At 52.7% G+C, this 12253-nt stretch carries 13 protein-coding genes and 1 pseudogene; 6 read left to right on the forward strand and 8 right to left on the reverse strand.

Annotation, left to right across the window (positions count from 1 at the left end):
- Window positions 1-2: 2 nt before the first annotated feature.
- Together IQ273_RS09990 and IQ273_RS09995 are read right to left on the reverse strand one after the other, a co-directional pair.
- Complete coding sequence (locus IQ273_RS09990) at window positions 3-317, reverse strand: ferredoxin (RefSeq protein ID WP_194023022.1); 315 nt, start codon at window positions 315-317, stop codon at window positions 3-5.
- A gap of 257 nt (window positions 318-574) precedes the next feature.
- Entirely contained in the window at window positions 575-820 is a 246-nt protein-coding gene (locus IQ273_RS09995) for a hypothetical protein (RefSeq protein WP_194023023.1), read from the reverse strand.
- 290 nt (window positions 821-1110) lie between these two features.
- Here IQ273_RS09995 and IQ273_RS10000 point away from each other — a divergent pair, with 290 nt between their 5' ends.
- Window positions 1111-1362 carry a hypothetical protein gene (locus IQ273_RS10000; RefSeq protein ID WP_194023024.1) on the forward strand — a complete coding sequence of 84 codons (252 nt, stop codon included), beginning with the start codon at window positions 1111-1113 and terminating at the stop codon, window positions 1360-1362.
- Between the two features lie 17 nt (window positions 1363-1379).
- Here IQ273_RS10000 and IQ273_RS10005 read toward each other — a convergent pair whose 3' ends face one another.
- The 3 genes from IQ273_RS10005 to purS all read right to left on the reverse strand — a co-directional run bounded on the left by IQ273_RS10005 (window position 1380) and on the right by purS (window position 2976).
- Window positions 1380-1682, reverse strand: coding sequence for a hypothetical protein (locus IQ273_RS10005; RefSeq protein ID WP_194023025.1), 303 nt, complete (start codon window positions 1680-1682; stop codon window positions 1380-1382).
- 227 nt (window positions 1683-1909) lie between these two features.
- Window positions 1910-2605, reverse strand: coding sequence for a phosphoribosylformylglycinamidine synthase subunit PurQ (gene purQ / locus IQ273_RS10010; RefSeq protein WP_194023026.1), 696 nt, complete (start codon window positions 2603-2605; stop codon window positions 1910-1912).
- A 107-nt stretch (window positions 2606-2712) separates the two neighbouring features.
- Window positions 2713-2976 carry a phosphoribosylformylglycinamidine synthase subunit PurS gene (gene purS, locus IQ273_RS10015; protein ID WP_194023027.1) on the reverse strand — a complete coding sequence of 88 codons (264 nt, stop codon included), beginning with the start codon at window positions 2974-2976 and terminating at the stop codon, window positions 2713-2715.
- 97 nt (window positions 2977-3073) lie between these two features.
- On the opposite strand from purS, the gene IQ273_RS10020 reads away from it, so the two are divergent.
- On the forward strand, window positions 3074-3481 hold the full coding sequence (locus IQ273_RS10020) for a Fur family transcriptional regulator (protein WP_194023028.1): 408 nt from the start codon (window positions 3074-3076) through the stop codon (window positions 3479-3481).
- Between the two features lie 8 nt (window positions 3482-3489).
- Here the strand turns inward: IQ273_RS10020 and glgX are convergent, their stop codons facing one another.
- Both glgX and IQ273_RS10030 read right to left on the reverse strand, forming a co-directional pair.
- Window positions 3490-5616 (reverse strand): glycogen debranching protein GlgX, encoded by a 2127-nt coding sequence (glgX, locus tag IQ273_RS10025; protein WP_194023029.1) that lies wholly within the window; start codon window positions 5614-5616, stop codon window positions 3490-3492.
- Window positions 5617-6060: 444 nt separating this feature from the next.
- Window positions 6061-6987 (reverse strand): potassium channel family protein, encoded by a 927-nt coding sequence (locus IQ273_RS10030; protein WP_194023030.1) that lies wholly within the window; start codon window positions 6985-6987, stop codon window positions 6061-6063.
- A gap of 317 nt (window positions 6988-7304) precedes the next feature.
- Here IQ273_RS10030 and IQ273_RS10035 point away from each other — a divergent pair, with 317 nt between their 5' ends.
- From IQ273_RS10035 to IQ273_RS33600, 4 genes are all read left to right on the forward strand, one after another.
- Complete coding sequence (locus IQ273_RS10035) at window positions 7305-8711, forward strand: hypothetical protein (RefSeq protein ID WP_194023031.1); 1407 nt, start codon at window positions 7305-7307, stop codon at window positions 8709-8711.
- 161 nt (window positions 8712-8872) lie between these two features.
- On the forward strand, window positions 8873-10006 hold the full coding sequence (locus IQ273_RS10040) for a saccharopine dehydrogenase family protein (protein ID WP_194023032.1): 1134 nt from the start codon (window positions 8873-8875) through the stop codon (window positions 10004-10006).
- 465 nt (window positions 10007-10471) lie between these two features.
- Window positions 10472-11392, forward strand: coding sequence for a hypothetical protein (locus IQ273_RS10045; protein ID WP_194023033.1), 921 nt, complete (start codon window positions 10472-10474; stop codon window positions 11390-11392).
- A gap of 175 nt (window positions 11393-11567) precedes the next feature.
- Complete coding sequence (locus IQ273_RS33600; RefSeq protein ID WP_228052717.1) at window positions 11568-11924, forward strand: hypothetical protein; 357 nt, start codon at window positions 11568-11570, stop codon at window positions 11922-11924.
- Here IQ273_RS33600 and IQ273_RS10055 read toward each other — a convergent pair.
- Window positions 11833-12132, reverse strand: a pseudogene (locus tag IQ273_RS10055) (ISKra4 family transposase); the annotation flags it as partial. The gene IQ273_RS33600 and the pseudogene IQ273_RS10055 sit on opposite strands and share 92 nt — an antisense overlap.
- Between the last annotated feature and the right edge of the window lie 121 nt (window positions 12133-12253).

Consider the following 12253-nt stretch of genomic DNA (forward strand, 5'->3'; position numbering starts at 1 on the left):
TATTAGGTGAATGGGTCTGATGGATGAAAGCGGGGGTGGAGGCGATCGCGCACCAGTTCCCCTCCCCTTAAATGCTGCGCCACAATTCGCGGCACATCCTCAGCGGTAACTCGGCAGTACCAGGTATTGCCGGGCATGACTTTCACCGTTGGCCCAGCGCTGCACTGGCCCATGCAGTCGCTCTCGACAATCAAAATTGTCGAGCTTTGGTGCTCTCGAAACGCTGCTAGCACCGCTGCCGAACCGCCGCGATCGCACGATCGATGGCGGCATACCTGCACCAGCCAGCGCTTTTGACGAACAGTGGCAGAAGACATTGTGATGTAGCCTCGGGTGTCATCTGCTCTTAGCCTGCCACAGATGACGGAAAACACAGAATTTCACGCAAAGCAAGGTAGACCATTTGCTGTCAAAGGGAAGATGTTCGCACGGTTAAAATACTCGACCATAGCTACAGACGTCTTCTTCGCTATCCAACGAGAGTCGGTTTTCATCGGTATGCATTCAACGGCCTATGGCGCAGTTTCTAAAGATTTTTTTGCTAGCGCTGCTCGTTCTGGGACTGTTGTTTTAATCAACCACTGGCGATCGCACCGCGATCGCCCAGAGTGACAGGGCGGTGCGATCGCTCTCGGTAATCAAAATGGTCGAGCTTTGATGTTCTCGAAACGCTGCTAGCACCGCTGCCAAATCGCCGCGATCGCACGATCGATAGCAGCATACCTGCACCAGCCAGCGCTTTACGGCGACGGCAGAAGACGGAAATGTCGCTGGGCCTTGGGATAGAACCTACGTTTAGCCCGCCACAGAGGGTACCCATGTCAACGATTGCCCACTGGTCGAGACACTCGTAGCGATATTTGCAGCCAAAGGGTAGATGCCTGTAAAGCTACGATCTCCCACTATGAGCACAACCATCATCCTCAAAAGGCGTACAGCACTGGTTAGCTAGCTCAGGATAAAGCAATCATGCGATTGCTACACAACTGACTGGGTTAGCTAGCGACCGCGCGCTCCTGGTTAAGGCATTCACCTAAAGTAACCGAGGAAATATAGCCACGATGAAGGATGAACTGGCCAATTGGAGTGCATCGATAGAGAGTCAAGATTATGGTACGGTTTCTGACAATTTTCTTCCTGACGTTAGTCACGATAGTGCTGCTGTTTATAACTCTGCCGGCGGTGCTGCAAACCTTCAACACGCCGTCTTTTGCCCTTGGCAACGAGCCCTTTATGTGGCTGAGCTGGCGTAATGAGGCCGACGGTGCCGAGGCTCGCTTTAACGTTCTACCGCTGGCTCTTCTAGCGTTTGCGATTGGCGTAGTTAGCAGCTGGCTGCCGCAGCGCGATCGCCTGGAGTAACCCCAAAAGCCAAGCCCTTAACGACTGCCCGCAGTGGCCAGCAGTTCGTTCACCCACAGGGCATCGATCGCCCCCCGCAGCCGCTGCTGTTGTTGGTATAGGTGCTGCTCGCAGAGGCAGGGCTGCAGCCGGGCCACCAGGCGATCGGCTTCGTCGATTAGCAGGTTAAGCAGCGGTTCTGCTTCGGCCCGCTGCAAAATTTCGCCCATGCGCTCGGCGGCAGCCCGATCAAGGCTGGGACGCAAGGCCAGCTGGCAATATTCATACACCGTAGAGCGGTAGGCCAGGGCGCTACCGAGCCATTCGTCAGAGGTTGGCATGGGGTCTCTCCTACAGCCTTGGCCTAGGCGTTTAACTCAGCACAACACAGCAACGGCTGATCACAACGACAGCCCGCAGGCTACCTGCTTCAGCCCATGACGATGCCCAGGCCAAAGCAGGTTCCTTGAGAGTTAAGTGTACCCAGCTTAATGGCCGTGACGAGGTTTCGTGTGAAGTTTGTGCCCTGGATAAAGCACTTTTTCTAAAGCCATGACGAAGTCTGTTTCTAAGCGGCTACCAGTGCCTGTACCAGGCTTTGGAACAGAGGCAACCCATCGACGCCACCTAGCACCGTGTCAGACGCCCGCTCAGGGTGGGGCATCAGGCCCAGCACGTTGCCCTGACGGTTGCAAATGCCCGCAATGTTGCCCAGTGAGCCGTTGAGGTTGTACTTGGCATCTACCGCCCCATCGGGGCCGCAGTAGCGAAATACAACTTGGTTGTTGGTTTCTAGCTCGGCCAGGGTGGCCGCGTCAGCGTAGTAGCAGCCCTCACCGTGGGCAATGGGCAGGGTAATGACCTGGTTAGTGGAGTAGTTTGCCGTCCACAGCAGATTGGTGCGCTCAACTCTGAGGGGCACGCGATCGCAAATAAACCGCATATCTCGGTTGCGCATTAGCGCCCCCGGCAGCAGCCCCACTTCGGTCAAAATTTGAAATCCGTTGCAAATGCCCAGCACCGGCTTGCCCCGGTTGGCGTGCTCGACGGTGGCCTGCATAGCTGGCGAAAAACGAGCGATCGCGCCGCAGCGTAGATAATCTCCGTAGCTAAAGCCCCCTGGCACCACCACTACATCCAGGTCGTCTAGGTCGCTGTCTTCGTGCCAGACCATGCGGGTGGGCTGGCCAAGCACATCGCGGGTCACGTAGGCCACGTCGCGATCGCAGTTAGCTCCAGGGAAGACGATAATGCCGAATTTCATGGTGCGTTTGGGGGAATGGGTGAATAGGTGGAGAGACGCGATTCATTTTGTCTCTACTTTTGTCTCTACTAATTACGGCCAACTGCGTTTTCACGGGGAACACCCCCTTAAACCGTAGCTAACGTTTGCAGTTCAAATCGATAATTCTCGATCACCGGGTTGGCTAAAAGCTGATCGCACATGCGATCGAGCTGCTGACTGGCGGCATCTTCAGAGTCGGCCTCTAGGGTGAGTTCGATGTACTTGCCGATGCGAACTGGCCCTACGTTGCTGTAGCCCATGTGGGCCAGGCCCGACTGTACTGCCGTCCCTGCCGGATCGAGAACCGAGGGGCGCAGGGTGACGTAGATGCGGGCGCTGTACTGGGGCACGGCAGACTCCAAAAGCAGAGAAAATCATAATAATTGACACCCCTCATCCTACCGCATCGCTCAGTTGATAAACTTGAGGCAGTACAAGTGAGCCAGCATGGTACGACGCACCCGCAGTCAAGAGAAAGTTCTAACCGTCTTAAAGAGGTTAAGTAAGCCTATTTCAGCTCAAGATCTCTACGTGGAAATGCGACAAGACGGCAACACTACGGGCCTGGCCACAGTTTACCGGGCGCTGGATGCCCTCAAGCTGGAAGGGGCGGTGCAAATGCGCACCCTACCCTCGGGCGAGGCCCTCTACAGCCTGCCTCAGGAAGACCGCCATCACCTCACCTGTTTGCAGTGCGGCATTACCATCGCCATTGACGAGTGCCCGGTTCACAGCCTTGAAAAAGACTTGCACCAGGCCCATCAGTTCAAAATTTTCTACCATACGCTAGAGTTCTTTGGTCTCTGCCCCCGTTGTCAAGGCAGCTTGGTGACCCCACAGTCTTCTGCGACCTAGCGCGATCGCTACAGACGCTTCAAAACCATCAGCGATCGCGCCGCCACCGGAATTGTTTGTTCATTGGTAAAGATCCGCTCTTCGGTCACAAATCGAGGCTCCTTCGTGTCGATTTCTACCTGCCACTGGTACTCACGAAACATCTCCGGCAGCTGAAATTCAATAGTTTCGTAGTGGGCACTAAAAAACATTAAAAAGTCGTTGTCGCTAATGCGCTCTCCCTGACTGCCGGGGCTAGGAATTTTGTCGCCATTCAAAAACACGCCGATCGCCTTGATATAGCCAATATCCCACTGATCCTGGGCCATTTCGGTGCCATCGGGGTTGTGCCAGCTAATGTCGGTCACCCCAATGCCGTGGATGGCCTGCCCCTGAAACCATTTGCGCCGCCGAAATACCGGGTGCTGCTTGCGGTAATAAATCAGCTCGCGACAAAAGTTGATCAGGTCTTCGTTGCCCTCGGGCAGGTGCCAGTCAAACCACGAGATTTTGTTGTCTTGGCAGTAGCCGTTGTTGTTGCCCAGCTGGGTACGGCCAATTTCATCGCCTCCCAGCAGCATGGGCACCCCCTGAGACAGCATTAGCGTGGTCAAAAAGTTGCGCCGCTGCTGTTCTCGCAGCTTCAGCACCTCGGGGTTGCTGGTCAGCCCTTCCTCGCCGCAGTTCCAGGAAGAGTTGTTGCTTTCGCCGTCGAGGTTGTTTTCACCGTTGTCTTCGTTGTGTTTGTTGTTGTAGCTAACCAGGTCGTTGAGGGTAAAGCCGTCGTGGGCGGTCACAAAGTTAATGCTGGCATTAGGCTGGCGACCATTCATTTGAAAATAGAGATCGGGGCTGCCGGTTAGGCGGTAGGCAAACTCACCCAGCGTCTCGTCTTGACCACGCCAAAAGTCGCGCACGGTGTCGCGGTACTTGCCATTCCACTCTGACCAGTTGACCGGGAAGTTGCCCACCTGGTAACCGCCCATGCCCACATCCCAGGGCTCGGCAATGAGTTTCACTCCGGCCAGTACCGGATCCTGGTGAATCAGATCGAAAAAGGCCGACAGCCGATCTACGTCGTACAGTTCCCGAGCCAAAGCCGAGGCCAGGTCAAACCGAAAGCCGTCTACGTGCATGTCGCTAACCCAGTAGCGCAAGCTGTCCATAATCAGCTTTAGCACCTGAGGGCTGCGCATGTACAGCGAGTTGCCGCAGCCGGTGAAATCCATGTAGTAGCGGGGATCGTCCTCTACCAGACGGTAATAGCTAACGTTGTCTACGCCGCGCAGCGAAAGGGTAGGGCCAAAGTGGTTACCTTCCCCGGTGTGGTTGTAGACCACATCTAAAATCACCTCAATGCCCGCCTGGTGCAGAGCTTTCACCATCTCTTTAAACTCTGCAACCTGCTCGCCTAAAACGCCGCTAGAGCTATAGCCCGAGAAAGGCGCAAAGAAATTGATAGAGTCATAACCCCAGTAGTTGCGCAAGCCCTTATCTACTAAATGGCCAGGCTGCGAAAGAAAGTGGTGGATAGGCATGAGCTCAACGGCCGTAATGCCAAGCCGCTGCAGGTGCTCAATGGCAACCGGGTGGGCCATCCCCGCGTAAGTACCCCGGAGTTGCTCGGGAATATCGGGGTGCAGGTTGGTAAACCCCTTAACGTGCAACTCGTAGATGACAGTTTCGTGCCAAGGGGTACGCAGCAGGGTGTCGTCTTCCCAGTCAAAGGTTTCATCGACTACCACCGACTTGGGCATCAGAGAAGCGCTGTCGAGGTCTGAGAAGGAGAGGTCTTCCTCAGAGCTTTCCCAGTCGTAGCCAAAGATTTCCGGGCCGTTGCCAACTTCTCCAGAGATAGCCTTGGCGTAGGGGTCAATCAGCAGCTTGTTGGGATTGAATCGGTGGCCTTCGTGGGGAGCATAGGGGCCGTGCACTCGGTAGCCATACTCCTGGCCTGGCCCAATACCGGGTAAGTAACTGTGCCACACAAAGTTGCTGACCTCAGTCAGCGGAACGCGGGTTTCTTCGCCATTTTTGTCGAACAGGCAGAGATCTACCCCAGTGGCATGTTCAGAAAACAGAGCAAAATTCGTTCCTTTATAGTCCCAGGTGGCTCCGAGCGGATAGACATTACCAGGCCAAACTGCAACATGCATAGGTTGAAGCTTTTCTTGAGGGGATACAGAAACTATGAGCCTAAAACAGCTCAGGCCCTGGATTGGAACTTACTGTCGGGGCTGCCTCAAAACCATAGCAAAGCCTCTCTCTTGAGAGATCTACCCTGAGAGAGACACAATATGTGTCAAATTTTACCTGCCCTCTGATTGAGCCGCTGAGAGGCCTTAAAGTTGCTAGCTTGGCTGCGCCTGTGCCTCTATCAGGCTGCTTTATTTGAATCTGAGCTTTTGAATTGAAATGGAAGTCGAATTTGCGAACAGAATTTGCGACGAGAAAGGTCACTTACAGATTTGGCTCGAACGATAATCAGTGTAGGCGATCAATTTATCTAGGTTTACAGCCCACTGATGGCGCATTGAAACATAAGCGTCAGCGCCTGATTCGGGGTTACGGGTAGTTTTGATCCCTTGAGATTCAAGTTGCTATAGTGCGTGGTAATAGTGCTCTCGCCAGAACGATTCGCTAGGTGCTTGAGATGACAATTTATCTCTGACTGGAATTGCATTGTTCAGCCCGTCTAGCAGATGCTGTCCGCCGTGCCAAATTTCTGCTATTCCTGAAGAGTTGATAATAGGGCTGTAGTAGTCTTGATCTAGGGCACTTTTAGTTAAGGTGGCTGCGTCTATAACAAGATAGATGATTCTAGCCAAGGCGTAGTAAGGCTGACGATAGCGAAAATAAAGTAGCAAGGGGTAGGAATTGTTTAGCTCTACAAGGCTAATCAGTTTTTCGGCAATGTCTGTAATATTTTGATTTAAGGTGCTGAGGTCATTGCCAGTGGCCAGTCGCCGTAAAAGTTCGGCAGGGTCGGCAGAGTCGGCGGTACGATGGTGCAGGCTTAGGGCAAACGTATTGCGGCTATTCAGAGCACCGTATACTGCCAGCACATAGGAGAGAACCAGCGTAAAGATTGAAAATCCTAGAAAGCTTTTCAAGACCATCAAGAAACGATAGGTGGCAGTCGTGGGGATTAAGTCCCCTGTGCCCAAAGTTGTTAAGGAAAATCCGGAGTAGTAGAGCGCTGTAACAAAATCTGTAGGTGTTTCCCCTGGGGTCATTTGAATAGCGGTGCCCAGTCCGGGCCAGACGATTAGGGCAAACCCGATCAAAAGCATCAATATCCACGCCCCAGTGAGCGTGACAATGATAGTTGCCCCCCCATAGGACAAAATGCGATCGCGCTGCTTGGGTAATCCCTGAGCCACAGCCCTAAAAAGGCCCCACACAATCCTCGCTACCAGCATGCTGAGCAAATTACTTTCAGAACGGGGGTGCAGCACTGTTAAAAAAATGTCTGCCAGCGACACTAGAACAAGCCCAGTGCCCACAAACTGCAGAAAAATTTGCATGCCAACTGAGGGGTACGAGTGGGGCGATCGCTCTTAATCTAGCCCTAGTTCAGCAGATTATTCATCCACCCAAATGTAGGTATAGGCGCAGCACATTAGCCCTTTTGCCTAGAGAGATATCTGCCAACGCTGTGTCAGCTCAGCCGATAACTAATCCTCAAGATTGATGCTGGGCTTGGGGTAAGCGTCAATAATCAAAGCCTAGAGAGGCAGGAGCTAATGGTCTATCACATATGGCTTAGCCCAGATAACAATGCTCCGGGCAGGTTTTTCTGCTGACTTCAATTGGCTACTGCTGACTATTATTCTTCCCGCCCATGGTTAAGTTTAGATCTTACTTCGAGCGCCACTATCCTAAACTAGAGCGAATTATCGCAACGATCGCTCTAATTAACCTAGGGCTAGTTTTTTTTGATCTTACCTACATTAGCCTGCGGCCCGTCTACCGACAATATTTGCCCATCGTTGCTCAGGTCTATGACCCGGTCAAAGGGATTGTCAACCATCCTCAAACCGAAGCTTACCAGGCCCAGGTTGACGCTTTAACCCAGCAGCTCGCGGCCCCAGCCCCGCAGCCCTTGCAGATAGAAACGACGCTATCAGACCTGCGAAACCTGAGCCAGCAGCTCATGACCCAACCGAGCTTTACGGCTCCCTACGGCAACGATGCTTTGGCCACCATTCAGCAGACGCTTCAGGAAAGGACTGGGCAACGCTCTGCCCAGGTAGCCTTTGATCAGTTCTGGAATGCCGATTATCTAGAACAGCGGGGATGGCAGTCAGAGTTAGCCTTTTGGAATGGTCAAATTCGTCCTTTTTTTGAGGCTAATTACTATCGTCAAATCACTGCCCTGGGAATGCCGGTCGATTACTTCTGGCTAATTGATTTGCCGTTCGTCTTAGTTTTCGCCATTGATATTGTCAGCCGCATCCGGATGACCCATCGACGTCATCCAAATTTGACCTGGGTAGAAGCCGCTTTACGCCGCTGGTACGATCTGTTTTTGCTACTGCCGTTCTGGCGTGGGTTGCGCACTATTCCTGTCGCCCTGCGGTTATATCAGGTCGACCTGCTAAATTTAGAACCGGTGCAGGCTGAGGCGCAGCGCGATGTGGTTGTGACCGTTGGCGCTGATATAGCGGGCATTGCGGGCATTGAAATCATTGAGCAAATGCAAAACTCTATTCGGCAGGGGGATCTACTGGATTGGACCGCTTGGATTGATCCTAATGTTGACAATGGCGCGGTTAAAATTGTAGCTGAGGAGGAGATGACCGCGATCGCAAATCGCTTGTACAGCGTAGGAGTGCACGACATCTTGCCCCAGGTTCAACCCGATATTGAAGACCTGGTGCAACACAGCATTGCTAAAACTCTAGAGCAACTGCCGGGCTATCCTAAAGCCAGTTATTTACCCGGCCTAGAACAGCTTTCGGCCCAGGTTAAACAGGGCCTATCTCACTCCTTAGCCCAGGGACTGTATCGTACAATAGCGACCAGCATGGCAGACCCAAAAGGGGAAGAAATTACCGCTCGTTTGCAGCACAATTTGCGAGCGGCCGTAGCCCAGGCCCTCAGCCAGCACAATACTCGACAAGATATTGAACATAGGTTGGTTAGTGCTTTAGAAAAGTTCAAGCTCAAGTATGTGAAGGCATTGGCTGAAGCTGGCGGAGAAAAATTGGCTGAACGCACTGAACTGCTGCGCAGACAAATTAGTTGAACAGCGCAAGCTGAAACCATCTAAATAGCCGTGTAGCCATTCCTGCCCAAGGATTGATGCCGCTGGGCTAAAACTTTCTTACGCTTTAATTAGAAAATTCCGTCTGGCTTACCCGGCATTTCCGGCATTGGCAGGGGCCTTGTAGATACTAGCTACGAACTATGCAAAGAGTACTTATTGTTGGCGGTTGTGGCCGCATAGGCAGCAGCATTGCCCGCGACATTTTGGCCCATACAGAAGCGGTCGAAGTTACCATTACTGGGCGCAATCCTCAGATGGGAATGGCTGCCCTAGAGCGGTTGGGGGCCAAGGTACAGTTTCAGATGCTAGATCTCTTGAATCATCAGGAGGTGCGGGCGGCGGTAGCAAAGGCTGATTTGGTCGTCCATTCCGCTGGCCCCTTCCACTACCGAGATGGCGGCGTTTTACGGGCCTGTATTGAGCAAGGGGTTGACTACACCGACGTTAGCGACGAACGCAGCTTTACCCGCAAAGCCCTGGCTATGCACCCCGAAGCCGAAGCCGCTGGAGTGACGGCGGTGATCAATACAGGCGTGTTTCCTGGCATCTCGAACAGTATGGTGCGCCAGGGGGTAGAAGCTCTAGACGAGGCCGAGTCGATTCAGCTCAGCTACATCGTCGCCGGGTCTGGTGGGGCCGGGGTGACGGTCATGCGCACAACGTTTATCGGTTTGCAGCGCCCCTTTGAAGCATGGCTCAATGGGGTTTGGCAGCCAATCAAGCCCTACACCGAGCGAGAAACGCTGGAGTTTCCCCCCCCTTACGGTCGCGCCAGCGTCTACTGGTACGACATGCCCGAAGCTATTACCCTGCAGGAAACCTTTCCGGTCAAGAGCGTAATTACTAAGTTTGGGGTGGTGCCCGACTTCTATAACCACGCCACCTGGGCTATGGCCCACTGGCTGCCGCCAGCGGTGCTTCGCAGCCCGCAGACGGTAGAATTTTTGGCCAATGTGAGCCACTCTATGACCGATGTGACTGATCACTTTAGCGGTACTGGGGTGGCAATGCGATGCGATATTAAGGGGCAGCAGGAGGGTAGGGCCGCTCATTATGTCAGCACGTTTGCCCATGAAAATGCTGCGATCGCAACCGGCTTAGGCACGGGCAGCATCGCCGAACTCATACTCAAAGGCCAGCTCAAGCGTCCGGGAGTCTACCCAGTAGAACAAGCCCTCTCAACCGACCTGTTTAAAGAGGTAATGGCCTCTCGTCAACTAAGCGTCCACGAAGTGGTCAACCAAGCCGAGACGGCATCTCAACGATTGAAGTAACTCAAGCCACTGCCCTGGTCTGTCTTCACGAGTATCTGAATTGGCGGTTCAGGAAGTTTTGACAGAACGACCTAGTGATTACTACGTCACCGAAGCCGTTGGGAATGTTCGGGACGTATTTAGAGGAATAATTCTGCCAAAAGGCTGGCATTTAGAAGCATAAATCTAACTTTAGAAATGGTGAGCAGGCTGTTGAAGGTTGGCAGTCTGCAAACTAATCGTGGTTTGATGTTGGGCTGAACTTTGAGACGGCAGCTATTGCTGGTTCTTGCCCTAGAAAATGCTTACTACCAATCGCCCCAAGCTCATCAAAGGGATGATTTTAGGCGATTTTTTCAATCTACCCGATTGTGGATTAAGCAATTATCTCCTTCTAAAGGTTGAGGGGGATCCATTAAGAAAGATTTTAACGTTTGGTTAAGCAACGTATTTCTTTTTATTTCACTTCTGGGAAAGGGGATGGACATGTTCCAGCCAGACAGACTACAGGCGTATCTGACCCACATCAGTGAGCAGCGATCGCCCGTTGAAGATACTCTAAAGCGCAATATTTTTATCTACGGCCTGTGGCTGCTAGCAATTCCAGCGCTGATCTATGGTGCTATCGAACGGGGCTTCTCAGCCTTCTCACAGCCAGCCGTAGATGCCCACGATATATCCTACTGCTTGATCGGGCTAATTACACTGATGGCGTGGGTCTGTATTGGTTTGGCCGAAGATAAATCCAACGCATCCGCATTCAAAGCCACGGAACTGGTCAAGGCAGAAACGCTACCCTTTGACTCAAACTGCATCGCTCAGCAAAGCTACCGATTGCCATTTCCATACATTTGCCAGATCTATCACCTGCTCAACCTCAAGCATCTAGAAGATATTCATCGCTTTAGCCTCGGCAATCTGAAGGTGATAAAAGTCAGCCATTTTCGCGAAACTCAAGCAGGGGGGCAAATTCGGTTCAAAACGATGCTTGACTCACCCTTCAACGTTTTAAGACTATGGCGCGATCCCAGCGTGGACGTCGATTTGACTATTCATTCGCCCCACCAGATCGAGCTAAAAGTGCCCGCTTACAGACAAAAGTTCATTCGCGTACTGTTCAGCGTCATTCCTCTAAATAGCGAAGAGCACTACCTGTGCATTCAAATGTTTAGCGATTTGAGATGGCCCAGGGAACTGCTCAAAGCCATTCTGCTGCTGGCGGCGAGTCTGACGCTGCTAGAGGACTTACCCTACCTGCGGCACCTGGCTAAACGCCATCCTAAACAGTTGGCAAACCAGCGCTTGAAGAAGAAAAGTGCCAGTCCAGCAATGCAGCTCTTCCATCGCTATGTCGATCTTTACAACAGCGATCGCTGGGATCAGCCTCAGCTTCAGCCATTGGATTGATCAATCCTCTATTGGCCTGGTCACCCTAGAGACGGGTGACCTTTTTGCTTAGACTGTGCGATCGTGATGATTAAGTGAGTGACCAAAGCTAGCCCAGTTCTAGCCCCAGATTCAGCCCTAAAGATACCAAGTCTGCTGAAAAATGCCCTGGACCTACGACAGCTATCCAACGTCTATGAAAAACCTGACCGCTGAGGTGCGGCGGAAGGCGATTGATATCGCCAATGCCCTTTTGGGCGACGGGTATGAAGACGGACGGGCGATCGCGATCGCCACCGCCCAAGCTGAAAAATGGGCTAAACGGCGCGACAAGCAAATCGCCAAGAAAAACACCGGTGGCACCACCGGGCAAGCGGTTGCCCCAGAATCTGAAAAGGGCGATGGCGAGGCGATTCACGTTGTTTGCGACCCTGATGGGGTGCATCCCAGTCTTGCAAGACTCATTTTGAGAAGTAGCCATTTAGATAAGCACATCGCTGTTGCAGCACTTGTTGCACGTTATCTGCGTTCCAGTGAGCTCCTGAAATCTTGATTCGACGTCCAATTTGCTTGACCGTTGACTCAATTGCCCCCGAGCCAATAGATATGCCCTCGGCTTGGTAGTAGGCGTAGTTGACGATACGGTGTCGATGTTTGGTCAGATAGGCGATAAAGCGGTCGACTCGTTCATGGGGCCAGTCATTGAACTGCTTAACGGCTCCTTCCAGATCGCCTCGCCACAGACAGGTCTCCACGGGAGCATGTCAGGTTTGCAAGGAGGGTTGAAATAGGTGAGGATGCCAGTGTTGACCTAGCGACCTAACCGATGACCCCCGAGAAAGCAGCCCAACTCAAAACCCACCTTGAGGCTATCGCTGAACT

The organism is Nodosilinea sp. LEGE 07298 (assembly GCF_015207265.1).
Taxonomy (GTDB): domain Bacteria; phylum Cyanobacteriota; class Cyanobacteriia; order Phormidesmidales; family Phormidesmidaceae; genus Nodosilinea.

What these genes read in the sequence shown, in the direction of transcription:
- IQ273_RS09990 (WP_194023022.1), bottom strand. Translation starts at nt 317, where the DNA reads ATGTCTTCTGCCACTGTTCGTCAAAAGCGCTGGCTGGTGCAGGTATGC.
- IQ273_RS09995 (WP_194023023.1), bottom strand. Translation starts at nt 820, where the DNA reads ATGGGTACCCTCTGTGGCGGGCTAAACGTAGGTTCTATCCCAAGGCCC.
- IQ273_RS10000 (WP_194023024.1), top strand. Translation starts at nt 1,111, where the DNA reads ATGGTACGGTTTCTGACAATTTTCTTCCTGACGTTAGTCACGATAGTG.
- IQ273_RS10005 (WP_194023025.1), bottom strand. Translation starts at nt 1,682, where the DNA reads ATGCCAACCTCTGACGAATGGCTCGGTAGCGCCCTGGCCTACCGCTCT.
- purQ (WP_194023026.1), bottom strand. Translation starts at nt 2,605, where the DNA reads ATGAAATTCGGCATTATCGTCTTCCCTGGAGCTAACTGCGATCGCGAC.
- IQ273_RS10020 (WP_194023028.1), top strand. Translation starts at nt 3,074, where the DNA reads ATGGTACGACGCACCCGCAGTCAAGAGAAAGTTCTAACCGTCTTAAAG.
- glgX (WP_194023029.1), bottom strand. Translation starts at nt 5,616, where the DNA reads ATGCATGTTGCAGTTTGGCCTGGTAATGTCTATCCGCTCGGAGCCACC.
- IQ273_RS10030 (WP_194023030.1), bottom strand. Translation starts at nt 6,987, where the DNA reads ATGCAAATTTTTCTGCAGTTTGTGGGCACTGGGCTTGTTCTAGTGTCG.
- IQ273_RS10035 (WP_194023031.1), top strand. Translation starts at nt 7,305, where the DNA reads ATGGTTAAGTTTAGATCTTACTTCGAGCGCCACTATCCTAAACTAGAG.
- IQ273_RS10040 (WP_194023032.1), top strand. Translation starts at nt 8,873, where the DNA reads ATGCAAAGAGTACTTATTGTTGGCGGTTGTGGCCGCATAGGCAGCAGC.
- IQ273_RS10045 (WP_194023033.1), top strand. Translation starts at nt 10,472, where the DNA reads ATGTTCCAGCCAGACAGACTACAGGCGTATCTGACCCACATCAGTGAG.
- IQ273_RS33600 (WP_228052717.1), top strand. Translation starts at nt 11,568, where the DNA reads ATGAAAAACCTGACCGCTGAGGTGCGGCGGAAGGCGATTGATATCGCC.